The sequence below is a fragment of the Streptomyces sp. NPDC049040 genome (genome assembly GCF_043197715.1).
Lineage (GTDB): Bacteria > Actinomycetota > Actinomycetes > Streptomycetales > Streptomycetaceae > Actinacidiphila.
The window spans coordinates 871370-896040 of record NZ_JBICTO010000001.1 but is presented as its reverse complement, the minus strand read 5'-3'; the positions used below and the strand labels follow the sequence as shown (position 1 = coordinate 896040).

Genomic DNA, 24671 nt, shown 5'->3' with positions numbered 1-24671 from the left:
GGCACCGCTCGCGGGTATGCGTGCGGCCTACCGGTATCACCGCTTCCCCTCGGGCTCCGCGAGCTGCACACCTGTTCGGCGGCCGTGCGGGGGCCGGCGGAAGGGGCGGTGGCCGGATCCCTCTGGGCGGCGCAGAGAACCCCAGCACAATCGACCAGCCCCCGCCTGACCCTTCTGCGTACCTGACGTCGTGTCATGTACGCGCTAGGGGTCCCGGGTTCATCGGAGTCCGGATCGACGAGGCCCTGAAACGGACGGCGCGCCGACGGGGGGACCGAGCGCGGACCGGGGGCGGACAGGTGACGCGGGCGGGGCGCGAGCGGCCGCCGCTCGCGCCCTCGCGGCGCCGCCGCGGCGGCGTCTACGCTCGGTCCCCCGGGGCGGTCCCCGGAGGGCACGCACGAGGGCCGGTCCAGGCCGGCGGGCAGGGGGAGACCATGGCCGAGATGGTGGCGTTCACGATCGGCGACGGCGCGGCGCAGGTGTTCGTCGACGTCGCCGACGACGAGGACGGGGTGCAGCGGGTGTCCAGGGGCGGCGACGCGATCAGGACCGCGAGCGCGACGTTCGAGGCGGGCTTCGGGCACGTGCGGGACGCGGCGGCGCACGCGCTCGCCCAGCTCACCGCGCTCCCGCAGCGGCCGTCCACGGTGGAACTCGAGTTCGGCGTCAGGATCAGCGCGGCGGCCGGGGCGGTGTTCGCCAAGACCGGGGCGGACGGGCACCTGAAGGTGCGGATGGTCTGGGAAGGCCACCCGCAGGCCGCGGCGGAGGAAGCAGGCGACACCGAGGACTCCGGCGACTGACCTCGCAGCTCCCGGTCATCTGGCGTCCTCGACCTCGGAAGGGGCCTCGGGAGCCACCTCGGAAACGAGCCCCGGGGCGTCCCCTGGGGCGTCCTCAGGCTGGTGTGCCGCCGCGGCGGCGGAGCCGCGCTGCGAGGGTGGCTGCGCCCCCTCGGCGGTCTCGCCCGGCGGCTGCCGCACGGCCTCGGCGTGTCCGGGTACGGCCGGCGCGGGCGGGGTGCCCGGCGCGGGGGCGCTCTCCAGCACCGGCTCGTCGCCACGCCGATCCACCTGGCTCCGGTAGAGCGTCGTACGCCCCACCACGACGCTCGCGCACAGCACGCCGACGATGCCGGGCGCCAGCAGCGAAGCGTCGCCGACCGTCTCCACCGCCATCACCAGCACGGCGAGCGGCGCCCGCGCCACCGGGCCGAGGCAGGCCGCCATCCCGACCACGACGTACGCCATCGGGCTGTGCGCCACCGCGCCCAGCGGCTCGAACAGCCGCCAGACGACGGCACCGACTCCCGCCCCCACGACCAGGCAGGGCCCGAAGATCCCGCCGGATCCGCCCGAGCCCACGGAAAGCGCGGTCGCTGCGATCTTCGCCAGCGGCACGGCCAGCAGCAGCCACGGGGACAGGTCGAGCAGGATCTGGCGGTGCGTCAGTGCCTGCATCAGCCCGTAGCCGGTGCCGAGCACCCCGGGGACCAGCAGGCCGAGCGAGCCCACGAGCAGCGCCCCCACCGTGGGGAAGAGCAGCCGGCGCGCGGTGGTGCGGGCGGCGGGTTCGACGCGCTCGTGCACCCAGTAGAAGCAGAAGGCGTAGAGGCGTCCCGCGGCGCCTGCGAGCAGGCCCACCAGGGCCAGTGGCAGGAATCCCCGAAGTCCCCCGAAAGAGTCGGCCGCGTGCGGCCCGAAGAAGGTCCCGAAGCCCAGGCAGGCGCCGAAGACCACGTATCCGGCGGCCGACGCGACCAGCGCCTTGGGCAGTACGGCCGGGTCGGAGTCGCGCCGGTAGAGCAGTTCCGCGCCCAGCAGGGCGCCGCCGAGCGGTGCCCTGAACACCGCCCCCACGCCCGCGGCCAGGCCGATCACCACGGCGGTACGCGCCTGCCCCGGGCTGAGCCCCGCCCGGCGGGCGATGATCGAGCCGAAGGACGCGGAGATCTGGGCGGCCGGGCCCTCGGTACCGCCGGAGCCGCCGGAGCCGATGGTCAGCCCCGAGGCGACCAGCTTCACGAAGGGCACCCGGGCCCGCATGCCGAGCGGCCGGTGGTGGGCCGCCTCGATGGCGGCGTCCGTGCCGTGCCCGCCGGCCTCCGGCGCGAAGCGCACCACCAGGGCCGACGCCAGCAGCGCCCCGCCCCCGGCGACCAGCGGCACCGCCCAGGGACGGGCGGAGTCGTGCGAGAGTTCAAGCGCGCCCTTGGTGGTGGTGTTGTAGGGCTGGTAGCCGCCGATGTCGACGAGCAGCCACTGGGTGCCCCAGTGCACCAGCTCGTAGAGCGCGAGGGCGCCGAGGCCCGCGACCGCGCCGATCAGCAGCGCGAGGACGATCCAGCGCGGCAGCGTGTCGCCCGAGCCGCCCACAGGACCGCCGGGCAGCCATCCGGGGCCGCCGGACCCTGAGGTCCTGGTTCCGGCCCGCGAAGATCGCCCGGATGGGGGTAAGGCCTGCCGCGCGGACACCGCCGACAACCCGACTCGGCGGGTGACGGCTTGGTCCGGCCCGTTCTGAGCGCTGCCCAACATCGGTCCATCCGGTTCCCGGGATGGCCACCGACGGCCCGGACGACAAGGGCGAGGCCCGGCACCGCTGGTGACGCCCTATCAGTCTTCGGAGAGCTCGCCTATCCTAGAGGAGGTTCCGCTACTCCTGATGACTGAAGGGGGAGCTGATGAGCGGGGAACAGGGGGAGTCCGCGTCGTCGCTACCCGATCTGACGGACATTCCCTTGGACGAGATCCTGCACAGCCCTGACAGCGCTCTCGCCCACGCGCTGAGACGGGTGCTCCAGCAGGCGGCGGGCGGCGAGTCGCCGATCTCGGCGTACCAGTCGGGGGCCCAGTTCTTCCCCCCGGAGGGCGACGGTCGATGACGGCCGCGGGGTCGGCTCCTTATTGGCCGGACGAGGCCCTGGATGTTCCGGCCCTGCGCGCGGCGGGCCTGCGGGCGCTGCCGTTCCAGGAGTTCGTGCTCAAGGTGCAGAGCAGCTGCAACCTGGCCTGCGACTACTGCTACGTGTACCGCGCGGGTGACGAGAGCTGGCGTACGCAGCCGCGCAGCATGACGGCGCGGACCGCGGACCTGGCCTGCCGCCGTATCGCCGACCACGTCAGGGCGCACGGCCTGCGCACGGTCCGGGTCATCCTGCACGGCGGTGAACCGCTGCTGGTGGGCCCCGCCTTCATCGACCGCCTGGTACGCGGGCTGCGCGCGCTGCTGCCGGAGGGCACCCGTTCCGACGTCACCATCCAGACGAACGGCACCCTGGTCGACGACGCCGTTCTCGACCTGTGCCACACCCACGGCATCCGGCTCGGCATCAGCCTGGACGGCGACCGGGCCGTGCACGACGCGCACCGGCGCACCCCCGGCGGAGCGGGCAGCCACGACACGGTGGCCCGGGTGCTCGGGCGGCTGGGCGACGAGCGGCACCGCCCCCTGTGGGCCGGGCTGCTCACCACCGTCGACGTCACCACGGACCCCGCGGCCGTCTACCGCCACCTGCTCTCCTTCCGGCCGCCCGCGATCGACCTGCTGCTGCCGCTCGCCAACTGGGGCCGACCGCCGTTCGGCCGTACGGGCGACCCCGAGCAGGTGCCGTACGCCGACTGGCTGCGCGTCGTCTTCGACCTCTGGTATCACGCCCCGGCGCAGCCGGTCCGCATGCCCTTCTTCGAGGGCATCGTCGATCTGCTGCTCGGGGGCACCAGCGGCGTCGAGAGCGTGGGCGGCGGCCAGGCGCGGGCGGTGGTGATCGAGACCGACGGCACGCTGACGCAGTCCGACCTGCTCAAGTCGGCCTATCCGGGAGCGCCGTGGACCGGCGGCGACCTGCGCCACGACGCCCTGGACAGCCTGCTCGACCACCCCGGCTTCGTCGCGAGGCAGCTGGGCCCCGGCAGCCTGTGCGAGGAGTGCAGGGCCTGCCCCGTCGTAAGGGTGTGCGGCGGCGGGCTCTACGTACACCGCTACCGGCCCGGCTCCGGCTTCCACCACCCGTCGGTCTACTCCCCCGACATGAAGGCACTCATCACGCACATCTCCCGTACCGTCAGCGGCGACTTCTCCCGGTTCACCCGGCTCTCCAGGCCCGACAGGACAGGGCCCGCGGACGGCCGGGACGGCGTACGCGCGGCCGACGCATGAGCGGGCGGGGCCGGGGCTTCGCGCCGCTGGAATTGCCCGCTCGGGCGCTGGACGCGCTCGGGTCGGGCGGCGGCGGTCCGCGCACGCTCGCGCTGCTGCGATCGGCGCGCCGCAGCCGCAACCTGCTGCTGCTGCGGGGCCTGCGCGACCGGGCCGGGGCGGCGCGCCCCGAAGGTGCCTCGGTGAAGGTGGCGGCGCAGCTGGCGGACGGTCTCGACCTGCTGCGGACCGTCCAGGCGCACGCCCCCGCGGTCTTCGACGAGGTCATGGACGACCCGATGACCGGCGCCTGGCTGGGCTGCTGGGCCCGGGGCGGCCCGCTGGCGGCGCCCGCGGCCGAGGCGGCGTCGCTGGCCGCCGCCGCCGCGCACCGGGCGGGGCTGTCCTTCAGGATCGCCGTCCCTGTCAGGTCCGGAGCGGTGATGCTGCCGGGCCTCGGGCTGGCGCTGCCGCCCGGCGCACGGGACACCGCCGAGGTGGTGGGCGACGGGCGCCGCTGCCGGGTCGAGAGTCCAGGCGGCGCGGTGACCGTCGTGCCAGGCGGCGGCGAGGACGTCGACCGCGACGGCTGGTACGGGCTGCGCCGGCTGCGCCTCGTCGCGGACGGCCGCAGATGGACCTTCCACCTGGACTCGCTGAACCCGTTCCGGGTCGGCCACGAACCGGTGGCGCCCCGCCCGCTGGACGCCGCGGAGGCCGCCGGCTGGGAGGCGGAACTCGGCGCCGCCTGGCGGCTGCTGGTCGACCGGCACCCGGCGCGGGCCGCCGAGGTCGGGCAGGTGGTGACGTCCGTGGTGCCGCTGCGCGGCGAGGACCCGGCGGTCGACGGCAAGGGCGGCTGGCTCAGCGCCACCCTCGGCGACGCGGTCGGTCTTGTCGCGCTCGCCCCGCACCCCGGCACCCGGTCGCTGGCGGTGGGGCTGGCGCACGAGGTCCAGCACTCCAAGCTGTGCGCGCTGCTCGACCTGGTCGACCTGCTCGAATCCCCGCCCGGCGCGCGCTGCTACTCGCCCTGGCGCGAGGAGCCGCGCCCTCCCTCGGCACTCCTCCAGGGGGCCTACGCCTTCATGTCGGTGGCCGCCTTCTGGCGCGACGAGGCCGCCCGCACCCGGCCCCCGTCGCCCGCTCCTCCGCAAGCCCCGGCCCAGGACGCGCCCGGGCCACCGGCCACGGCCGCAGCGGCGGGTGATCGGGACGCACCGGGCGGGGTGTCGGCCGAGGCGCGGTTCGGGCACTGGTATCGGCAGACCCGGGCGGCCGTGGCGGAGCTCGACGCGTCCGACTGGCCGACCGCGGAGGGACGGCGGTTCCTGGCGGCGATGCGGCGCACGCTCGACTCCTGGGACGGCACCGCCGCCTGCCCGCGGGAGCTGAGCCGGACGATGGCCGGCGCGGCCGAGCACCGGGTGCGCTGGCGGCTGCGCCATCTGCCGCAGCCGCGCCCCGCGGTGGAGATCCTCGCAGCGGCGCGGACGGCGGGCCGGCCGGCCCCGGTGGCGGCGGCCGCGCTGCTGCGGGCGCCCGGTTCGCTGCCCCCGGACCGCTGGGAACTTCCCGCTGTACCGCCGCCGCCGGAGACGGCGAGGACCGCGGCGGAGCTCGAAAGGCTGCTGAGCGTCTCGGACGCGGGCGGCCCCGAGCAGTGGGCGACGCTGGCCGCCGCGGCGCTTGTGCTGGCCGACCACCGCGCCCCGGCGCTGGCGGCGATGCCCGAGCTGGTCCGTGCGGTGCACACCGCGCTCGGGCAGCCGGAGCCGGGGACCGGTGCGCGCTGGTCGCCGCTCGACCTCGCGCAGTGGCTGCGTCCGGTCATGGCGGCCTACCCCACCGCGTGAGCGCGGCCCCCGCGGCCCGGTCAGATCGGCGGCGGCTCCAGGTCGCACTCGGCCCGCAGCCCTGCCTGCGCGTTCTTCGTCTCTGGGTGCTGGTCGCCGAGCGTCGTGCGGTAGCGGCGGCGCACCTTCGCCATCAGGTCCTCCGCCGCCTCCTGGTCGCCGCCCTCCTCCAGGTCGAGCGCGAGATTGCGCAGGGCCGCGAGGGTGTGCGGGTGGCTGTTGCCGTAGCGGCCTTCAAGGATCTCCGCCGCCCGCGCCCCGACGACCGCCGCCTCGGCGTGGTCGCCTGACGCGGACAGGCTCGTGGCGAGGTTGGTCCGTGCGACCTGGAGCCAGACGTGGTCGTCCCACAGCCGCGCGGCCAGGCCCGCGACCGCCTCCTCGTCGAGCTGCCTGGCTGCGAGGAACTCCCCCGAGGCCCGGAGCGCGGCGCCCTGGTTGACGGCCGCCATGAAGGTGAAGGGGTGGTCGCGGCCCAGAACCGAGCGGTAGCGGCCCAGCGCCTCCGCGCCTGCCTCGAGGGCGCCTTCGGGGTCGCCGGTGAGCCGCAGGTCGTTGACGATGTTGGCGCCCGCGGCAAGCGAGTCCATGTGGTTCGGGCCGAGGGCCGCCCGGTAGTTCTCCAGCGCCTCCCTCGCCAGTTCCAGCGCCCGGATCCGGTCGCCTGCCTTGCGGTGGCTCACCGAGAGGTTCTTGATCGCCCGCAGGGTGTGCAGATGGGTGTCGCCGTAGTAGTGCCGGTATTGCGCGACCGTCCGCTCCTGGCGTTCCACCGACTCGGCGAAGCGGCCCAGCTCCCGCAGGTCGCGGCCCACGTTGTTGACGGCCAGCAGCGACTGCATCGACGACGGCCCGAGGGTGCGCAGGTAGATCTCGGAGGTCCTGCTGTCGAGTTCGTAGGCCTCGGCGAAGCGGCCGGCCATCCGCAGGCTGACCGAGTAGTTGTGGCTCGAGGTGAGGCTCGCGGGGTCGTCCCTGCCGTACAGCCGGACGCTGTGCTCGAAGACGGTCCTGTCCAGGTCGAGCGACGCGCCGAAGTCGCCGGTCGCCCGAAGGTCCGCGGCGACCAGGCCTGCCAGGGCCAGCGACTCCTCGTGGTCCTCGCCGACGGTGCTCCTGAGCCGCTCCAGGGTGACCCGGTTGAGCTCGCGGGCCTCCTCGTAGGAGTCCAGTGCCCACAGGGCTGCCGCGAGTCTTCGGCGGGCGCTCAGGGTCTGGAGGTGGTTCTCGCCCAGGCGTACGGTCCAGGTGCGGATGATCTCCCGGCACAGTTCGACGCTGCTCTGGAAGTCGCTCTTGGCGAACAGGTACCTGGCGACGTTGAGCACCGTCCAGCGGGCCTCCTGGTCGTCGCTCTCCAGCATCCCCGAGGGCCGGATGTGCGGCAGCAGGTCCTGGTACTTCTCCCAGTTGCCGCCGGCCAGCGGATCGCCGGGGTCGTGGGCGGTGAGCGCCTGGTGCACCCGGAAGGACATCTCGGTGGCTTCCTCGGCGGTCAGCTCGTCCTGGAGCACGCTGCGCAGCACGCGGTGGAGCTGTACGGTCCCCACGTCCGTGGTCAGCAGCGAATACCGGCCGATCTCGCTGACGGCCCGGCTCCGGGCGATCCGGTCCCGCAGCAGCGACGCCAGCGGCTCGGGGAAGCCCAGCAGCCGTGCGTCGTGCAGGAAGGACAGCTGCACCGGGTCCGGGCCGAAGAAGGCCAGCAGCCGCAGGAGTTCAAGGGCGCCGGGATTGCGCTCCTTGAGGTCGTTCATGGAGATCCGCCACACCGCGGACACCGACTGCGTGCCGGCCGCGGTGGAGGCGTTCTCCCGGCGCACCTGGGCGCCCTGGGTGTCCAGCAGGTCGAGGTACTCGTCCGCCGTCAGGCCGCTCTTGACCTTCATGGCCGCCGCCTGCTCCAGGGCGAGCGGCAGGTCGCCGAGGGCGAAGGCCAGCCGCTCGGCCTCGGCCTCGGAGATCCCGGGGGCGCGGCGGCAGAGGAATTCCACGCTCTCGCTGCGCGGGAAGACGTCGACGCGCAGGGACGGGACGGAGTCCGCCCAGCCGGAGTTGCGCGAGGTGACGATCACGTGGCCGATGCCGTCGGGCACCCCCGCCATGTAGGGGAGATAGCGCTCCACCTCGTCGGGGGCTCCCGCGTTGTCGAACACCAGCAGCCAGCGCTTCACCGGCTGCCCGGACTCCAGGGCGGCGATCACCCGGTCGACCACGGTCTGCGCGTCGGCGTCCTTGATGCCCAGCCGGGGGGCGAGCGAGGTGAGCGAGCCGCGGATGATCGCGGGCTGCTCGGACTGCACCCAGCCGACCATGTCGTAGTCGCCGGCATAGCGGCGCACGTATTCCAGGGCCAGCTGCGTCTTGCCCACGCCTCCGAGCCCGTAGATGGCCTGCGGCAGCAGCGCGGCGCGGACGCCCTCCTCCAGCGCGGAGCGCAGCCGGTCCAGCTCGTCCTCGCGTCCGGTGAAGTACGCGCCGGGTCTCGGCACCCGCACAGGTTCCGGTACGGCGGCCGACCGCCGGGCCGGATCCCCGGGCCCGCCGGGGGAGTCACCGGAACCGCCGGGGTGGCCGGGCTCCGGGATGCCGGCGTCCGGGCCGTCGGACCCGCCGGGGCTGTCCGGGCCCGCACCGGGCCCTGCCTGGTCCGTGTCGGGGCCGGCGGTCTCCGGCGAGAGCTGGCGGGGGGCGGCGCCGTCCATGGCGGTTGTCCTCTCCGGGGCGGTGTCCGTGCTGCCCGCGGCCGGCCGGGCGGCGGCTGACGGGTCCGCGTCCGCGGTGGCCGGGTCCGAGACGCCGGCCGTCGGACGGTCCTGCGCCTCGGGTGCGGGCCCCGCGGGCCAGGCCTGCCGGTCCCCGGTGTCCGCCAGCCGTCCCAGGCTCCTGGCGCGGTCGGCCATCGGGCCGTACGCGGCGCCGAGGGCGGCGAGTGCGGGGTGCATGGCGCCGACCAGCCGGCGTTCAGGGGACGACAGGCCCCCGCTGTGGATCTCGTCGGGCGCGCGCAGCAGCCGGCCGGCCAGGTCGTCGCGCACGCCGAGCACCTTCGCGGCGACGGCGGAGGCGACCGGCAGCGCACGGAAGATCTCGGTGCGGCCGAGGCCGCCCAGCAGATGGGCGCGTACCCCGTCGACGAACTCGAAGAGGGGACCGCGATCGCCCTTGCGGTCGCCCGAGGCGGGACCCGGCGCGGGGCCGACCTGCTCCAGCAGGCCGCCGAGCATGATCTCGGCGAGCGGCAGGAGTCCGGCGTCGGGCACCAGGCTGGTGCGTTCCGCCTGCATGACCCGCAGGGTCAGCGGCACCATGGCGAGCCGGGTGGCCAGCCGCTGTGCGGCGGGCGAGGCCCCGGTGACGAACCGTCGCACCAGCTCGGCGGGGGTGCCGGGCACAGCCGGCTCGGGGCGCCCGGCCGGCCAGGGCATCCGCAGCCCGTCGTGGTCGACGAGCAGCACCGAGGCGGGGGTCCAGCCGGCCGTCGCGCCGGCGACCATACGGGCCCAGCCGGTCAGCCACTCGGGGTCGATCTCCAGGACGGGTACGGGTACGGGGCCGCCGCGGGCACCCTCGCCGGTGTACGGGGGGCCGCCGCGCATGTCGAGCCGCGCGTTGGGCAGTCCGCCCGCCCCGGCGCGCAGCCGCACGTCCACCGGGACGGCCCCGGTGTCGTTCCACAGCCGGCTGGGGAGCGGGTTGAGCACGGCGACCGGCTGGTGCCGGGCCCAGTCGAGCAGCATCCGGGGGAGGGCGCCGCCGGCCCAGGCGTCCGAGGCGCAGTCGCTCAGCACGAGGACCAGCCGCCGGTGCTCGGGGTGCAGCAATTCCGCCGGTGCGTGCACGGTGGTGCCCTGCTCCGAGTACAGGACGGCTTCCTTCGACCCCCAGGTGTCCAGCCGCCAGACCCGCACGTCGCGGAAGGCGCCCTGCCGGTCGAGCAGTTCCGCGAGGGAGCGGCCCACCGCTCGCCACAGCAGCATGGAGGGGCTGTGCTCGACCACCAGGGCGATCTCCAGCCAGCGGCCCGGCACCCGGTCCATGACGAGGTCCCAGCGGCCCAGTTCCAGCGAGCGGACGGCCGTGGCCTCCTCGTCGAGGGCGCGCTCGTGGGGGTGGTACCAGCGGCGGCCGAAGGGCCGCAGCGCCCGGCCGAGCGCGAGGGTGTCCCGCAGCCCCGGGTGGTCCTGGGGCGGCTCCGCCGTGCCGGGCCGCCCTGCGGCCTGCCCTCTCCGCGCGGTCCTGCCGGGCGGTTTCCGCAGCCGCACGCCCGGCTCGTCCGAGGTGGCCGTCCCGGCTTCCGCAGTCCCGGCTTCCGCAGTCCCGGCCGCCACGGGCGGCGGCACGGCTTGCGGTTCCGGCCCCGTGGCGGGGGGCGGGTCTTCCGGGGCCGGCTGCGGGGCGACCGTGGGCGGCGGCGGAGGATCAGCGCCGGGCGGCGCCTCCCGCCGCTCCTGCGCGGAGGTCGGGCCGTCGTCCTGGCCCATCCTCTCGCGGAGCAGTAACGCCTCCGCCCATTCCCGTGCTGTCGGGTCGTCCGGCTGCTTGCGGCGGCGCGCCCCGCGCGTCATGCCGAGGGTTCCTGGTTCGCGGAGTCCCACAGCGCGCCGCAGAGCCGGTCCCAGGACTCCCGGTCCGGCATGGCCTCCCGGTTGGAGAGCATGTGCACGGTGTTGAGCAGCCGGTCGGCCGCGGGCGCCCGGCCGTCCTTGCCGCGGGCCAGGAACGACCCGATCAGTTGCGCGGTCTCCTCGTCGCGGCGGCCGAAGTGGGCCTCCACCATGGCCGCCAGCCGCTCGGGCCCCGGGTCGGGCATCTGCACTTCGAGGCAGCGGCGCCGGAAGGCGGGCGGGAACTCCCGCTCCCCGTTGCTGGTGATCACCACGACCGGGAACTCCCGGCAGCGCACGTGCCCCTTGCTGATGGTGACCGGGTCGCCGTGGTCGGCCGTCAGCACCGGGACCTCGGCCTGCCGGCCGGCCACCCGCTGGAGCTCGCGGATCCGGAACTCGCCCTCCTCGAAGACGTGCAGGAGGTCGTTGGGCAGGTCGATGTCGCTCTTGTCGAGCTCGTCGATGAGCAGGACCCGGGGGCGCCGCCAGGGCAGCAGCGCGGTGCCCAGCGGGCCGAGGGTGACGTACGCCCCCACGTCGGGGAGCGGGCCGACGGCGGCGTCGGGGCCGCGGGGCGCGTCCTGCACCCTGCCGATGGCGTCGTAGTCGTAGAGGCCGTCGCGCAGCGTGCTGCGGCTGACCACGGGCCACCACAGCACGGGGCCGAGCCGGAGTTCCGCCGCGATCTGGTGCGCGAGGCTGGACTTCCCCGTCCCAGGGGAGCCGGTCACCAGCAGCGGGCGCCGCAGGTGGATGGCCGCGTTGACGATCTCGACGACCGAGGGGTCCAGTGTCCTGCCGCGTGCGGTGCCCAGCCGGCGCAGGCCGTCGGGGGCCGCGCCGTCCACCGGCGGCTCCAGCGGCTCGGCGCCGCCGCCGCCGAAGATCCGCCAGGGCGGCGCGGGCGGCAGCTCCGGCTCGGGATCGGCCGCGCCCGGCGGCGCCTCGCGGTCGCGGAAGACCCACCACCGGGGGGCGTCCGGCGCCTCGGCCGGACCGGACCGCCGGTCAACCGACTGACTGTCCATCAGGCTCCAACCCCCAGCTTTTCGGCTGCCTGAGTATTGCCTTGGTCCGTCTCAAGCCCTCTGGGCTGTCCCACACGAGGGAGACATGCCGATCCAGGGCCAGGATGTCGGCCGGTTGGCCGTTGCAGTCCCTGGCCCGCGTTTCCCGTCTCAGGGCCCATACCCGCTCCGGAAGATCTTTGAGCGCGCCGTGCAGATAAGTTTCCATTCTCTGCCGCACCTCGGCCTCGGTGGCGTTACGGCGCACCGCGAGCACCACGGGTATCCCCGTCTCCACCAGGACGGGGAAGTAGTCCACCAGGGCGTTCCAGGTGTGGCGCGGCGGTTCGACCAGGACGTAGACCACCGGTGTCTCGGCCGTCCTGCTGAGGTCGTGCAGCAGTTCCGCGGGCTCGGGACGCTCGTCGGGGCCGACCCAGACGACCGCGCCCTCGTGGTCCTCCACGGAGTGGTTGCGCAGCCAATTCCAGCGCTTGTGCAGCGCCGCGTGCCACTCGGGGAGGCGCTGGCGCTCCACGCTGCGCACCACGACGTTGCGGTGGCTGCCCAGGGTCCGCCCGATCCTCCCGTACGGCCGGACCTCGGCCTGGTCCACCGGCAGCCAGATCAGGTGCCAGGGCAGCAGGAACTCCACCCGCATGCCCGCGGCGAGCGCGGCCAGCGACTCCGACGCCTGGTCGTGCAGCTCGTTGATGCGCTGGTCGAGCTCGTCCTGACCGCGCGCCCGCAGGGCGGCCTGGAGCCGGGTGGGTTCGCCTCCCGCGCGGCACAGCCACGCGTCGATGTCGTAGACGTCGGGGGCGGGGGCGCGCGAACCGATCTCGATGAGCAGGCAGCTCTCCTCCGCGACCCGCCCCACCTCCGTCGCCGCCCTCGATCGGGCTTCACGCATCAGACCCACCTGCCAAGTCTGGCGCATCGTCAGCTTGCCGTTCCACCATTGGAGTTTTTCCCGCAGATGGGAATCCTCCGCCGCCGCCACGGACTCGACGAAGGCCGTCAGCGGATGGACCTGTCCGGGTACGTCAGGGGCGTCCTCGAGGACCGCGACCAGGGCGGTCAGGTCGGTCTCCGGCCGGCGGTAGCGGGCGCGCCGGCGGGCCAGCCGCTCGCCGAAGCCCTCGTCGTGCTCGGCGGCGAACCCTTGCAGGTCCTCGATGTTGGACCGGGTGAGATTGCGCATCAGCTCGAAGAGCCGGTCCCGCTCCCCCGGGTCGAGCAGGGGTACGGGGTAGTTCTCCCGCAGGAAGCGGTCGGCCGCCCGCCACGGCAGGGACCCCCGGTGGCCGTCGCCGATCGCGTCGAACAGCTGGTAGAGCCCTCCCGGGTGGTCGGCGGCCGTCTGGACCATGCCGAGCACGTCGTCGAACGTGCGGTCGCTCCGCGGCGCGGTGGCCAGGATGTCGGTGCCCCGCCTGGCCAGCGATCTGACCACGGCCTGCCGCCCGGCGAGTGACCGCATGTGGTCGAACTTGGCCAGCAGTTCGGCCAGCCGCCGCTCCAGCCGGTCGTTGGGGCCCTCGCCGTAGTCGTGGTCCCCTGGACCGTATACGTCCTCGCCGCCGCCGTGGTCGTAGCCGTTGCGCCCGTGGCCGTCCTGGCCGTGCACGTCGTCGCGGTGGCCGCCGTATCCGTATCCGTCCGGCTCGGTGTCGTACCCGCCGCCGTATCCGTATCCGTCCGGCTCGGTGTCGTACCCGCCGCCGTACCCGGTCTGCTCGCGCCCTTCCATGTCAGCTCCCGTCGGGGCGCAACGAGAGCCAGAGGGCGTCGAATTCGGCCATGGGCCGCGAGCCCCGCTCGTACCAGCGGGCCGCGGCGGCCAGCCGGTCGATGCCGTCGTCGTACTGCAGGCACTGCGAGACCAGGGCCCGTACGTCCTGGAGCAGCACGTCGGAGCGCTCGGTCAGCAGCGCGATGTCGTCGCCTGTGTCCCGTATGACGCTGTCGCGGCGCTGCCGGTCCCGGATGCTGGGCAGCCGCACCAGGGCCTCGACGAGGCGCTGTTCCGCCCGCGCGGGCCATTCGGGGAACGGGTCGGGGGCACGGCCGCCGACCTCGGGGGTCACCGCGGCGGTGAGCAGCGGGCAGTACCGCAGGATGGCCTCGACCGGGATCATCCACGCGGTGTCCGCGCCGTCGCCGTGTGCGGCGGCGACCAGGATGCCGCGCACCGAGCCGTCGGCCGTGTCCACCACGCCGGCTCCGCTGTAACCCCGGCGGACGCGCTCGCCGTGCGGGGTCAGCAGGTCCATCTGCACCCAGTCAGGGCTCAGGCCGCCGGATCCGACCAGCACCATGCGGGCCCAGCCGCCCTGTCCGGCGGGGCCGGCCTCGCCGTAGGCCCTGACCTGCCGGCCCGCGGCAGGCCCGCACCTGCGGAGCGTGGCGGGCCCGGTGTCGGCGGGGGGCGCGGAGTCGAGTTCGAGCACGGCGACGTCGGCCCGTTCACCGCTGCGCGGGGCCCAGCCGCCGGGGACGACCCGGGCGGTGCCGGTGCCGCCGGTGAGCGAAGCGGGGAACTCCACGGTGACCGGCGCCCCTTCCGTGACGAGTCCCGCGTCCTCACCGAGGGCGCTGTCGATGACGTGCGCGCAGGTCAGCACCCTGCGCCCGGTCAGCAGCACCCCGGCGCCCACTGGCCCCCGCGGTCCGAAGACCCGGACCCGCCAGGGGTCTTCGAGACGTTCCAGCACCCCCACCCACACTCCCGCATCGGCACGGCCCGACGCCGCCGGCGGCACGAGCGACGCGACTCACTTCACCTTGTCGAAACACACGGTACCTACGGTGTACCCCGCTGTGTGCGGACTGCACGGAAGGACGGCCATTACCGGACGTCACCCTGTAAAGAGTCGCGTCCGGCCGGGGTCCCGGTTCCACGGCGGGCTCCTGCGGCCGTCGTCGGGGCCCCTGCCCTGGCGGGGGCGGGGCCTGGACGGGTCGTAGGGTCGGCCCATCCGGCATCGCACCGGTCGTACCAGTCGCAAGCGGAGAACCACATGGCCGAGGACGGCACTTACCGGAAGCTGCTCTCCCTGCTCGACGAGCACGGGGCCGCCTACCGGGTGATCGAGCACGCCCCCGAGGGCGCGACGGAGGCGGTGAGCAGGCTCAGGGGCCACGAGCCGGCCCAGGCGGCCAAGTGCATCGTGGTGATGGTCAAGGTGGGCAAGAAGGAGAAGCACTTCGCCCTGGTCGTCGTGCCCGGTGACCGGCGGGTCGACCTCCAGGCGGTCAAGGCGCTCTACGCGGGCACCTACGCCTCCTTCGCCTCCCCTGACATCGCCGAGGAGCTGGCCGGCTCGCAGAGCGGGACCATCCTCCCCTTCTCCTTCGACGAGCGGCTGGAACTCTTCGTCGATCCCGGCCTGCTGGCCCACCCGGAGTTCTTCTTCAACGCGGCCCGGCTCGACCGGTCGATCGCCCTGTCGACCGAGGACTACGTGTCCGTCGCCGAGCCGAAGGTGACCCCGCTGTCACTGGACTGACGGGCCCGGCAGGATCCGGGACGGCCGCCACCATGAACTCCTTGTATCGATCGATGGTCACCCCTGTTCATCGTTGGCCTGATTATTAGTTGGGCCTGTTGATGGTTAGGGGTGTTTTCGATATCGTCGGCCGCCTGAGGACGCGGCCGACGCGGTCGGCCGCTCTCCGAGTCAAGGGGGGACACCGACATGTCGCAGGACGAGGCAGCCACGACCGACGCACCGCAGAAAACGGCCCAGGACCACGTCGGGGATGTGGTCGAGGACCCGGGCAGGGACCGCGGGTTCGGCGTCGCCGCCTGGGTCATCGCCTTCGCGCGCTTCATGGTGGTACTCGACGGCACGATCATGATCGTCGCGCTCCCGAGCATCCAGGAGTCGCTGAAGATCTCGCTCTCCCATCTCAACTGGGTCGTCAACGCCTACTCGCTGACCTTCGGCGGGCTGCTGCTCGTCGCCGGGCGGATCGGCGACATCCACGGGCGCAAGAAGGTCTTCAGCGCCGGCCTTGTGCTGTTCGGCGCGGCCTCGCTCGCCGGCGGCCTGGCGCCCGACGGCGGCACCCTGATCGCCTTCCGCGCCGTCCAGGGCGTCGGCGCCGCCCTCGCCACACCCGGCGCGCTGTCGCTGCTGGTCGCCACCTTCCCCGAGGGCAAGCCCCGCACGAGGGCCCTCGGCCTCTACGGCGGGATGACCGGCCTCGCCTCGGTCGTGGGGCTGGTCCTCGGCGGCGTGCTGACCACCTACGCCGGCTGGCGCTGGGTGCTGCTGGTGAACGTCCCCGTGGTCATCGGCGTCCTTCTCGGCCTCAGGGCCCTCGACGAGGGCGAGCCGGCCGAGCGGACCACGATCGACATCCCCGGGGCGATCACCGCCACCCTCGGCGCCGGCTCGCTGGTCTACGCGGTGGAGCGGGTCGGCGAGCACGGGTGGGGCGACGGAGTGGTCATCGGCTGCCTGGTCGCCTCGGCCGTCCTGCTGGCCCATTTCGCCATCGTCCAGTGCACGGGCGGCAATCCGATGATCCCGCGCGAGGTGCTGAGCGACCGCGGCAGGGTCGGCGCGAACCTCGTCACGCTGCTGATGTCGACCGGCAGCTTCGCCACGTACTTCTTCCTGACCCTCTACCTGCAGCAGGTGCTGGGCTACTCGGCGCTGCGGACCGGGCTGATGTACCTGCCGCTCGCCGTGGGCTTCGGCATCGCGGCCGGCGGGGTGGGCCCGCAGCTGCTCGCCCGCACCAGCGAGAAGGCCGCGCTGTCGCTGGCCCTGGCACTCGCCGCCGCGGGCACCGGCTGGTTCTGCTTCCTGACGGCCGACTCCGGTGTCTACGCGCTGGTGATGCCCGCCTCGCTGGTCACCGGCGTGGGCCTGGGCGCCACCACCGTCGTCGCCACCGGGATCGGCGTACGCGGCATCGACAGCTCGGAAGCCGGCATCGGCTCGGCCCTGCTGACCGCCGGCAGCCAGATCGGCGGCGCGCTCGGCCTGGCGGGCCTGGCGACCGTCGCGGCCACCACGACCCGGCATGCCGCCGCGGGCACGAGCACGGCGGACGCGCTGGTCCACGGCTACACGGCGGGCTTCAGGGTCGCCGTCGGGCTCTACCTGCTGGGCATCGTGGTCTGCCTGCTCACCGTCAGGCCGTACTCCGGCACCGGGAAGCCGGGGGCCGGCCAGGCCTGACCGCGCAGGAAAACCGGTGCGCGGGCCCCGCCATATGATGGTCGGCCGGGGCCCGGATCGGCCAGGAGGAGGCGCGGAGCATGGCGGACCCGTACGGGAACGGGAGCGGGCCCGCCGAGCTGACCGGCGTCGCGCTCGCCCCGGAACTGACGCGCTACCTCCCCTACCTGATGCGCCGGGCCTTCTCCTACGTCGCCTCCAGGGCCGACCGCGGCACGCAGGCCCGCGACCACGCGGTGCTGGCCGCCCTCGCCGACGGGCACGGCACCTCCCAGCGGGACCTCGCCGAGCGGCTGGAGATCAACCCGACGATCATGGTCAAGGTCCTCGACCGGCTCCAGGCCGAGGGCTACGTCACCAGGACCCGCAACCCGGCGAACCGCCGCTCCTATGTGCTGTCGCTGACCGGCGCGGGCGGGGCGGCGCTGACCCGGATGGAGTCGTCGGTGCTGGAGCGGGACCGGCTGCTGACCGCCAACCTGACGTCCGCGGAGCGCGACCGGCTCAACGAACTGCTCCGGGTCGTACTCGGCGAGCCCGAGCCGACACCCGGCACCGCGAGCACGGAACACCTCATCACCCAGGCCTTCTACCTGCTGAGGCGGCGCGGTGACGCCCTGGTCTGCGACGTGGGGCTGCGGGTGCGCGACTTCGGCGCGCTGTCCGCGGTCGGGAAGCTCGGGCCGTGCCCGCAGCAGCAGTTCGCGCGGTATCTGGCGCTCACCGAGCCGACCGCGGCGCTGATCGTGGACGAGCTGGTCGGGAAGGGCCTGGTGACCCGGGGTCAGGATCCCGACGACCGCAGGAGATACGCCTTGGAACTCACCGGCCTCGGCCGGGAGCGGCTGGTGTACCTCACCGACGCGGTGGACAGGTTGCAGGCCGAGATCGTGGCGGCCTTCGGCGGCCCGGCGGCCGAGGCGGAACTCCACACCCTGATCCACAAGATGCTGGCGGACCCGGGCGCCGCCCCCGGCCGCTGAGGCCTGGCGGACCGCTTCCGCCGCGGCTCACAACGCCTCGGCCGCGGCCCGGTCCGGGAGCGGTGTCGCGGTGAAGACGCCGTCCGGGTCGAAGCGGGCCTTGGCCGCGAGCAGCCGCCCGGCGTTCTCCCCGTAGGCCTGCGCGGCCTGCGCCCGGTCGTCGGGCGCGAGCAGGTTGGGGTAGCCGCCGGGAAGCGCGTAGGGGGCGACCGCGTCGGAGACGGAGCCGGCCCAGTCGCGGTGGCGCTGCGGGTCGGGGTCGTCGGGGTCCCAGCCCGCGACGATCTCCAGGATGTGGTGATGGCGCCTGGGCCCCCCGAACGCGGTGTCGCCCTGCGGCACCCGGGTCGCCGCACCGTGGAAGTGGTTGGTCGGCAGCACGGTGTACGGCGAGGTCAGCTCGGTCGTGGTCTCGATCAGCGCCGAGACGACCTCGGGGGTGAAGGCGGGCACACTCCTGGTGCGTATCTCGTAGTGGCGGCCGTCGGCCACCTGGTCGTCGCTGAGGCTGAGCAGCGCGGGGTAGCTCCTGGCGGCCACCTGCGAGTCCAGCGGCCTGCCCAGGTGCTGCATGTCGCCCAGGACCTTCTCGCCCGCTTCCGGGTCACCGCTCCAGGCCGGCGCGACGATCAGGACGCGGTCCCCGTCGGGGCCGGTGGCGATCACGGTCTGCACGGTGAGCTCGTCGGGGGCGGTGGCGAGGAAGTCGCGCAGTCCTGCGAGCACACGGGCGGCCTGGGACCAGGGGAAGACGACGGGACCGCCGAGGACCGGGTGGACCGGATGCAGCCGCAGGCGCAGCGAGGTGACCACGCCGAAGTTGCCGCCGCCGCCGCGCAGCGCCCAGAAGAGTTCCGGCTCCCGGTCGGCGTCGGTGACGACCAGCCGCCCGTCGGGGAGCACCACCTCGGCGGCGAGGACGTTGTCCAGGCCGAGGCCTGCGATGCCGTTGAGCGGGCCGTATCCGCCGGCGAGGGCGAATCCGGCCAGCCCCACGGTGCCGAAGTTGCCGGTCACCGGGGCGAGTTCGCGGGTCCTGGCGGCAGCGGCGGCCTGTGCGGAGGTGGCACCGCCGCCCGCGGTCGCCACGCGGTCCACCGGGTCCACGTACACCTGGTCCATCGCGGTCATGTCGATGACCAGGCCGCCGTCGCGCAGCGCCCGGCCGGCCCAGTCGTGGCCGCCGCCCCGCACCGACAGCGGCGCGCCGTACTCGCGCGCGACCAGCACCGCGGTGCGGACCTCCTCCGGCGTCACGGGGTGCACCACCACGGCGGGCCGGTGCCGCACCGCGCCGTTCCAGATCCGGAGGGTCCGCTCGTAGAGCGCGCCCGACTCCGCGACGCGTCGGGGGTCGATGTGCGCGCTCAGAGCCGAGTGCAGGGATTGTCCGTCCACGTTTCCTCCTGACGGAGGAGGCTTCTTTTCCGGATGAAAGCGGTCCAATACGCCGCTTTTCCACGCTAACACCGCGGCACGGCCCGGTCATCCGCGGCGGGCGCGGGCGCCGTGGGTCGCCGCGGACAGCTTGAAGCCGCGGTGAAACCCCGCTGAAAGCGGCCGGCCGCACGCTCTGCGGCATGACGACAACGACAGCTGAAACCGCGATCGCGGCCACCGGGCTGCGCAAGGCGTACGGCGACAAGACCGTCCTGGACGGCATCGACCTGCACGTGCCGGCCGGCACGGTCTTCTCGCTGCTCGGCCCGAACGGGGCGGGCAAGACCACCGCCGTGCAGATCCTCACCACCCTGATCGGCGCCGACGCGGGCGAGCTGCGCGTCGGCGGCCACGACCTGGCCACCGACCCGCATGCCGTACGGGCGCTGATCGGGGTCACCGGGCAGTTCTCCGCGGTGGACAACCTGATCACCGGCGAGGAGAACATGCTCCTCATGGCCGACCTGCACCACCTCGGCCGCGCCGAGGGGCGCCGCGTCACCGCGGAGCTGCTGGAGCGCTTCGACCTGGTCGAGGCGGCACGGAAGCCGGCCTCCACCTACTCGGGCGGCATGCGGCGGCGGCTCGACATCGCCATGACCCTGGTGGGCGCGCCGCGCGTCATCTTCCTCGACGAACCGACCACCGGCCTCGACCCGCGCAGCCGGCACAACATGTGGGGGATCATCCGTGAACTGGTGGCCGACGGCGTCACGGTCTTCCTCACCACCCAGTACCTGGACGAGGCCGACGAGCTGGCCGACCGGATCGCGGTGCTCAACGGCGGCAGGATCGTCGCCCAGGGCACGGCGGAGGAACTCAAGCGGCTCGTGCCCGGCGGGCACGTCCGGCTGCGGTTCACCGACCCCGCGGCCTACGAGTCCGCCGCCGGCGCGCTGCGCGACGCCGTCCGCGACGACGGCACCCTGACCCTGCGGATCCCGAGCAACGGCAGCCAGCGCGAACTGCGCGCCATCCTCGACTGGCTCGACACGGTCGAGGTCGAGGCAGACGAACTCACCGTGCACACCCCGGACCTCGACGACGTCTTCTTCGCCCTCACCGGCAGCAGCCCCGCGCAGACCGCCACCGCGGAACCCGCCGCGGCAGCCGCCCCCGCCCCCCGCACCGCGTCCGCAGGCACCGCCGCAGGCAAGGAGAACACCCGATGAGCACATCCCTGTCCCTCACCGTCCGCGACTCGTCCACGATGCTGCGGCGCAACCTGCTGCACGCCCGCCGCTACCCCTCCCTCACCCTCCAGCTCCTGCTCACCCCGCTCGTCCTGCTGCTGGTCTTCGTCTACGTCTTCGGCGACGTGATGAGCGCAGGGCTGCTGGGCGGCCACGCCGACCGCGGCACCTACATCGCCTACGTGGTGCCCGGCATCCTGATGATGACCATCGGCGGCACCTCCCTCGGGACGGCCGTGTCGGTCTGCACCGACATGACCGAGGGCATCATCGCCCGCTTCCGCACCATGGCGATCTCGCGCGGCTCGGTGCTCTTCGGGCACGTGGCGGGCGGCGTGCTCCAGGTGATGATCAGCGTCGTCCTCGTCATCGGCGTCGGGCTGGCCATCGGCTTCCGTACGAACGCCACGCCGCTGGAGTGGCTGGCGGCGGTCGGCCTGTGCGCGCTGGTCGGCCTGGCGCTGACCTGGCTCGCGGTCGGGATCGGGCTGTCCTCCCCGACCCCCGAGGGCGCGAGCAACACCGGGCTGCCGCTGATGGTGCTGCCCTTCCTCGGCAGCGCCTTCGTGCCGGTGGACTCGATGCCCGGCTGGTTCCGCTGGTTCGCCGAATACCAGCCCTTCACCCCGTTCATCGAGACCCTGCGCGGGCTGCTGCTGGGCACCGAGATCGGCAAGAACGGCTGGCTCACGCTCGGTTGGGGCGTCGCCCTCACCGCACTCGGCTGGATGTGGGCGACCTCGCTGTTCAACCGCGACCCGTCCGGCCGATGAGGCCGAGAGCCGCGGCCTGCAAGTCCTCCCGCCGCAGGGCGGCGTAGTCCGACACCGCGTCGGAGTACGCCGCCCCGTCGGCTTCCTCGGCCGCCGCCCGCACCCGCGAGGCCGACATGCACGCCTGGAACTCCCTCGGCACGTCGAGGCGTTCGGACAGCGCGATCAGCCGTACCGCCGTGGTGTCGCCCTCGGCCAGGCCCACCATCCCGAGCGCGAGCACCGCCGTGCCGCAGGCCTGGATCTCGGCGGGCGGCAGCGCGGGCGCGGGGCCCTGGCCCGCGGGGGCCAGCAGATCCGCCAGCCGCTCCCGCAGCTCCACCACCAGGGCCGCCACCAGCGGCAGCCGTCCGTACCCGGCGTGCGCGATCACCGCCATCGACTGGAGTTGCAGCACCCAGGGCCTGACGAAGGGCTGGTCCGACGGATCGTCGCCGGGCGCCCCGCTCACCGGGCGCAGCCGCTCCACCGCCTCCCGCCACAGGCGCAGCCCGATCTCCGTCAGGCCGCGGGCCAGCGCGATCTCCGCCCGCGCCCCGACGTCGGTGGTGAAGATGTCGGCCTCGTCCGCGGGCTCGTCGCGGGCCGCCTGCTCCAGCCAGTGCTCGGCCTCGTCGACCTCACCGCGCTGCAGGCAGGCCAGGGCAAGGGCCTTGCGTATGCCCATCGTCTCCGATCGGTCGCCGAGCGCTTCGAGTGCGGCCATCGTCGCCAGCAGGTGGCGGTAGGCGTCCTCCCCGCGCTCGGTGCGCAGGCACAGCTCGCCGATCCGCGCGTGGCTGATCATCCGCATCGAGGGGTGGCGGAGCGGTTCGAGGCAGGCCAGCGCCCTGCGCGCCGACTCGAGCGCGCGGTCGAGGTCGTGCTCGTACTCCCACACGTAGCTGCGGACGCACTCGGCGACGCCCGCGAGCAGCGGCTCGCGGCTCTCGCACAGCTCCCGCAGCACCGTGTAGTGCGGCGGCCGCATCTCCGGGATGGCGCACAGCACCACAGAAAGGGCGCGCACCAGGTTGTCGGCGGGCGCGGGCGGCAGCCGCCGCAGCGTCACGAAGGCGCGGAAGGCGCGCGGGCCCATACCGAGGAAGATGCTCGCCGCGCACACCACGGCGACGGTCCTGGTCACCTCGACGTACTCGGGGGCGGGCCGGTAGTGCGACAGGGCGGGGCCGGTGTCGGCGGCGAGCGAGGCCAGCCGGGCCGGGCTGGAGGCGCTGGACCAGATCGCCGCGAGGACCGCGGCGACCGCGGCGACCGTCGGGTTGTCGCCGCGGGCCAGCGCGTACCGCAGGGCGACGACGAGGTTGTCCTGCTCGGCGCGGATGCGGTCCCAGGACATGAGCGAGTCGCGGCCGAAGAGCACATCGTGGTTGGCGCACCCGAAGTCCCGTGCCCAGTCCAGGAATCGGCCCGCGACCTCCTCGTCCTCACCGGCCGCGGCGCGCTTGGCCGCGCTGAACTCCCGCACGCTCTCCAGCATCCGGAAGCGGAGCCCCACGGTGGTGTCGGCGGCGGCGAGCAGCGACTGGTCCACGAGCTGTTCCAGCAGCAGCAGGCCGTCGGACTCCTCCCCCACCCCCAGCACCTGGTCGGCCGAGTCCGCGGTGAATCCACCGGGGAAGACCGACAGCGCGCGCAGCGCCGCCTGCCCCTCGGGCTCCAGGAGATTCCAGCTCCACTCCACCACCGCGTGCAGCGTGCGGTGGCGCGCGGGTGCGTCGCGGACGCCGCCGCGCAGCAGCGCGAAGCGGTCCTGTAGCCGGTGGGCGATCTCGGACACCGACAGCACCCGGACCCGGGCCGCCGCCAGCTCGACCGCCAGGGGGAGCCCGTCGAGGTGCCGGCAGAGGTCCGCCACCGCGCCCGGCGGCAGCTCCACCCCCGGCCGGGCGGCCCGCGCCCGCTGCACGAACAGCTCCACCGACCTGGCCTCGCTCAGCGCGGGCAGCGGGTAGACGGTCTCAGAGGTCAGCCCGAGCGGCGCCCTGCTGGTCGCCAGCACCCGCAGGTCCTTCGAGAGCGACACCAGCTCCCGCACCAGCCGGGCCACCCCGCCGATGACCTGCTCGCAGTTGTCGAGCACCAGCAGCGCGGGCCCCTGGCCCAGAGCCGCGGCGATACCGGCGGCGGGCCCCGACACCGCGCCGGCCGCGCCCCTGCGTCCCTCCCCGACGCCGACGGCCGAGGCCACCTCGCCCGCGACGTCGTCGTCGGCGACGACTCCGGCGAGCGGCACGAAGTGCACCACCCGCTGGACGGCGTCGCGGCTGATGGCGTGCGCGAGCCGCGTCTTGCCCAGGCCGCCGGGCCCGACGACGGAGACGACCCGGGAGCCGGCCAGCAGCCCGGTCACCGCCTCGATGTCGGTGTCGCGTCCCACCAGTGGGTTCGGGTCGTGCGACACCCCCTGCCGCACCACGGGTGCGGTGCCGCGCAGCAGCTCCCTGTGGACCGCCCTGAGCCCGCCGCCAGGGTCCGTGCCCAGCTCGTCGCGCAGTTCCCTGCGGTAGGTGTCGTAGCGCGTGAGCGCGGCGGCGGGGCCCGCCGTCTCCGCCTCGCAGCGCAGCAGCTCCGCCAGCACCTCCTCGTCCCTGGGGTGCTCGGCGGCGATCCCGGCCAGCGGTCCCGCCGCCTCCGCCCTGCGCCCGATCCTGGCCAGTGCGAGCGCGCGGACCCGGGCCAGCGACCGGTGCGCCGCGATCCGCTCCACCCGCAGCGCCACGACCGGGTCGTGCAGGTCTTCGTCCGCCGCCGCGCCCACGGCACCGTCCCACAGCGCCAGCCCCGCCTCGGCCTCGGCCAGCGCGCCCGCGTGGTCCTCGGCCCTGACCCGCTCGGCGGCCGCCGCCGCCCGCAGCAGCAGCGCCGAGCTGTCCACCTGCTCCTCGTCCAGCGCGAGCCGGTATCCGGCCGGGGTGGTGACGACCACGTCGGCGCCCAGCTGCGACCTGATGCGCGCGACCAGCACCTGCACGGCCTTGCCCGGCCGGTCCGGCTGCTCGTCGGGCCACAGCCCCTCGACGAGCCGCCCGGTGCTGCACCCCGCCCGCAGGTCCTCGGCGAGCAGCGCGAGCAGCCCGCGCAGCCGGGGGGCGGTGATCTCACGCCCCTGGTGGGCCACTCGGGACAGCAGCGTCAGCTCGGTGCTCATCCGTGCAGAGTAGTGCGGCCACCGCGCTCGTCAGCGGCCCGCCAGGGGCCGGTTTTCCGGCCGGCCCGCGCGGGCGTCTCCCGGCGGGCCCGGCGCCTTGCGGCGGTCCGGGCCGCGGGGCAGGGATTTCGGCCTGCGGTGCCCCGACCTGCCTGCGGGCCACGACCGTGAGACGGTGGTGTGCGGGGGCAAGGTTCCCGGTGCCGTCACCGGCTCGGGAGGCCGTGCCCCGTCAGGAGGCAGCGCTCATGAAAGCACTCGAGACGATCGGCTTCTCGCTGCTGGTGATCGCCATCTGCGTCGGCACCTTCATCGCCTTC

16 protein-coding genes are annotated in these 24671 nt (G+C 74.3%); 9 read left to right on the top strand and 7 right to left on the bottom strand.

Annotated elements, in window-relative coordinates; all coding sequences use genetic code 11:
• Positions 1 to 437 precede the first annotated feature (437 nt).
• Positions 438 to 806, top strand: a complete 369-nt coding sequence (locus tag ACGFMP_RS04025) for a CU044_2847 family protein (RefSeq protein WP_393670090.1) — start codon at positions 438 to 440, stop codon at positions 804 to 806.
• A gap of 15 nt (positions 807 to 821) precedes the next feature.
• On the opposite strand, the gene ACGFMP_RS04020 is transcribed toward ACGFMP_RS04025, so the two are convergent.
• Positions 822 to 2378 carry a chloride channel protein gene (locus ACGFMP_RS04020; protein WP_393670089.1) on the bottom strand — a complete coding sequence of 519 codons (1557 nt, stop codon included), beginning with the start codon at positions 2376 to 2378 and terminating at the stop codon, positions 822 to 824.
• Between the two features lie 308 nt (positions 2379 to 2686).
• Between ACGFMP_RS04020 and fxsA the strand changes: the two genes are divergently transcribed.
• From fxsA to ACGFMP_RS04005, 3 genes are read left to right on the top strand one after another with little or no spacing between them, the layout of a single operon-like run.
• Complete coding sequence (gene fxsA / locus ACGFMP_RS04015; RefSeq protein ID WP_393670088.1) at positions 2687 to 2887, top strand: FxSxx-COOH cyclophane-containing RiPP peptide; 201 nt, start codon at positions 2687 to 2689, stop codon at positions 2885 to 2887.
• Positions 2884 to 4161, top strand: coding sequence for an FxsB family cyclophane-forming radical SAM/SPASM peptide maturase (locus ACGFMP_RS04010; RefSeq protein ID WP_393670087.1), 1278 nt, complete (start codon positions 2884 to 2886; stop codon positions 4159 to 4161). Before fxsA ends, ACGFMP_RS04010 begins: the two co-directional genes overlap by 4 nt.
• Positions 4158 to 5996: an aKG-HExxH-type peptide beta-hydroxylase gene (locus ACGFMP_RS04005; protein ID WP_393670086.1), complete on the top strand. Its 1839-nt coding sequence runs from the start codon at positions 4158 to 4160 to the stop codon at positions 5994 to 5996. Before ACGFMP_RS04010 ends, ACGFMP_RS04005 begins: the two co-directional genes overlap by 4 nt.
• A 20-nt stretch (positions 5997 to 6016) precedes the next feature.
• Here the strand turns inward: ACGFMP_RS04005 and fxsT are convergent, their stop codons facing one another.
• From fxsT to ACGFMP_RS03985, 4 genes are read right to left on the bottom strand one after another with little or no spacing between them, the layout of a single operon-like run.
• A complete protein-coding gene (gene fxsT / locus ACGFMP_RS04000) occupies positions 6017 to 10564 on the bottom strand; it encodes an FxSxx-COOH system tetratricopeptide repeat protein (protein ID WP_393670085.1) in 4548 nt (1515 codons plus the stop codon).
• The gene (locus ACGFMP_RS03995; protein WP_393670084.1) at positions 10561 to 11634 is read right to left on the bottom strand and encodes an AAA family ATPase; all 1074 of its coding nucleotides are present in this window, start codon (positions 11632 to 11634) and stop codon (positions 10561 to 10563) included. The genes fxsT and ACGFMP_RS03995 overlap by 4 nt, the downstream gene beginning before the upstream one ends.
• Positions 11615 to 13366, bottom strand: coding sequence for a hypothetical protein (locus tag ACGFMP_RS03990; protein WP_393670083.1), 1752 nt, complete (start codon positions 13364 to 13366; stop codon positions 11615 to 11617). Before ACGFMP_RS03990 ends, ACGFMP_RS03995 begins: the two co-directional genes overlap by 20 nt.
• 1 nt (position 13367) lies before the next feature.
• Entirely contained in the window at positions 13368 to 14336 is a 969-nt protein-coding gene (locus tag ACGFMP_RS03985; RefSeq protein ID WP_393670082.1) for a trypsin-like peptidase domain-containing protein, read from the bottom strand.
• A gap of 300 nt (positions 14337 to 14636) precedes the next feature.
• Here ACGFMP_RS03985 and ACGFMP_RS03980 point away from each other — a divergent pair, with 300 nt between their 5' ends.
• The 3 genes from ACGFMP_RS03980 (at position 14637) to ACGFMP_RS03970 (ending at position 17794) form a co-directional block, all read left to right on the top strand.
• The gene (locus tag ACGFMP_RS03980; RefSeq protein WP_393670081.1) at positions 14637 to 15125 is read left to right on the top strand and encodes a YbaK/EbsC family protein; all 489 of its coding nucleotides are present in this window, start codon (positions 14637 to 14639) and stop codon (positions 15123 to 15125) included.
• Positions 15126 to 15314: 189 nt separating this feature from the next.
• Positions 15315 to 16811, top strand: coding sequence for an MFS transporter (locus tag ACGFMP_RS03975; RefSeq protein ID WP_393670079.1), 1497 nt, complete (start codon positions 15315 to 15317; stop codon positions 16809 to 16811).
• 80 nt (positions 16812 to 16891) lie between these two features.
• A complete protein-coding gene (locus ACGFMP_RS03970) occupies positions 16892 to 17794 on the top strand; it encodes a MarR family winged helix-turn-helix transcriptional regulator (RefSeq protein WP_393670078.1) in 903 nt (300 codons plus the stop codon).
• Between the two features lie 27 nt (positions 17795 to 17821).
• Here ACGFMP_RS03970 and ACGFMP_RS03965 read toward each other — a convergent pair whose 3' ends face one another.
• Positions 17822 to 19192: an FAD-binding oxidoreductase gene (locus ACGFMP_RS03965; RefSeq protein ID WP_393670077.1), complete on the bottom strand. Its 1371-nt coding sequence runs from the start codon at positions 19190 to 19192 to the stop codon at positions 17822 to 17824.
• A gap of 182 nt (positions 19193 to 19374) precedes the next feature.
• On the opposite strand from ACGFMP_RS03965, the gene ACGFMP_RS03960 reads away from it, so the two are divergent.
• Positions 19375 to 20406 carry an ATP-binding cassette domain-containing protein gene (locus ACGFMP_RS03960; protein ID WP_393670076.1) on the top strand — a complete coding sequence of 344 codons (1032 nt, stop codon included), beginning with the start codon at positions 19375 to 19377 and terminating at the stop codon, positions 20404 to 20406.
• Positions 20403 to 21200 carry an ABC transporter permease gene (locus ACGFMP_RS03955; protein ID WP_393670075.1) on the top strand — a complete coding sequence of 266 codons (798 nt, stop codon included), beginning with the start codon at positions 20403 to 20405 and terminating at the stop codon, positions 21198 to 21200. Before ACGFMP_RS03960 ends, ACGFMP_RS03955 begins: the two co-directional genes overlap by 4 nt.
• Here the strand turns inward: ACGFMP_RS03955 and ACGFMP_RS03950 are convergent.
• Positions 21175 to 24351 carry an ATP-binding protein gene (locus tag ACGFMP_RS03950; protein WP_393670074.1) on the bottom strand — a complete coding sequence of 1059 codons (3177 nt, stop codon included), beginning with the start codon at positions 24349 to 24351 and terminating at the stop codon, positions 21175 to 21177. The two genes, ACGFMP_RS03955 and ACGFMP_RS03950, sit on opposite strands and share 26 nt — an antisense overlap.
• Positions 24352 to 24671: the final 320 nt, after the last annotated feature.

Excerpts from the sequence above, each read along its gene's own strand:
- ACGFMP_RS03995 (WP_393670084.1), bottom strand. The coding sequence starts at position 11,634 with ATGGACAGTCAGTCGGTTGACCGGCGGTCCGGTCCGGCCGAGGCGCCG.
- fxsA (WP_393670088.1), top strand. The coding sequence starts at position 2,687 with ATGAGCGGGGAACAGGGGGAGTCCGCGTCGTCGCTACCCGATCTGACG.
- ACGFMP_RS03990 (WP_393670083.1), bottom strand. The coding sequence starts at position 13,366 with ATGGAAGGGCGCGAGCAGACCGGGTACGGCGGCGGGTACGACACCGAG.
- ACGFMP_RS03950 (WP_393670074.1), bottom strand. The coding sequence starts at position 24,351 with ATGAGCACCGAGCTGACGCTGCTGTCCCGAGTGGCCCACCAGGGGCGT.
- ACGFMP_RS03975 (WP_393670079.1), top strand. The coding sequence starts at position 15,315 with ATGTCGCAGGACGAGGCAGCCACGACCGACGCACCGCAGAAAACGGCC.
- ACGFMP_RS04025 (WP_393670090.1), top strand. The coding sequence starts at position 438 with ATGGCCGAGATGGTGGCGTTCACGATCGGCGACGGCGCGGCGCAGGTG.
- ACGFMP_RS03960 (WP_393670076.1), top strand. The coding sequence starts at position 19,375 with ATGACGACAACGACAGCTGAAACCGCGATCGCGGCCACCGGGCTGCGC.
- ACGFMP_RS03970 (WP_393670078.1), top strand. The coding sequence starts at position 16,892 with ATGGCGGACCCGTACGGGAACGGGAGCGGGCCCGCCGAGCTGACCGGC.
- ACGFMP_RS03955 (WP_393670075.1), top strand. The coding sequence starts at position 20,403 with ATGAGCACATCCCTGTCCCTCACCGTCCGCGACTCGTCCACGATGCTG.
- ACGFMP_RS04010 (WP_393670087.1), top strand. The coding sequence starts at position 2,884 with ATGACGGCCGCGGGGTCGGCTCCTTATTGGCCGGACGAGGCCCTGGAT.
- ACGFMP_RS03980 (WP_393670081.1), top strand. The coding sequence starts at position 14,637 with ATGGCCGAGGACGGCACTTACCGGAAGCTGCTCTCCCTGCTCGACGAG.
- fxsT (WP_393670085.1), bottom strand. The coding sequence starts at position 10,564 with ATGACGCGCGGGGCGCGCCGCCGCAAGCAGCCGGACGACCCGACAGCA.
- ACGFMP_RS04005 (WP_393670086.1), top strand. The coding sequence starts at position 4,158 with ATGAGCGGGCGGGGCCGGGGCTTCGCGCCGCTGGAATTGCCCGCTCGG.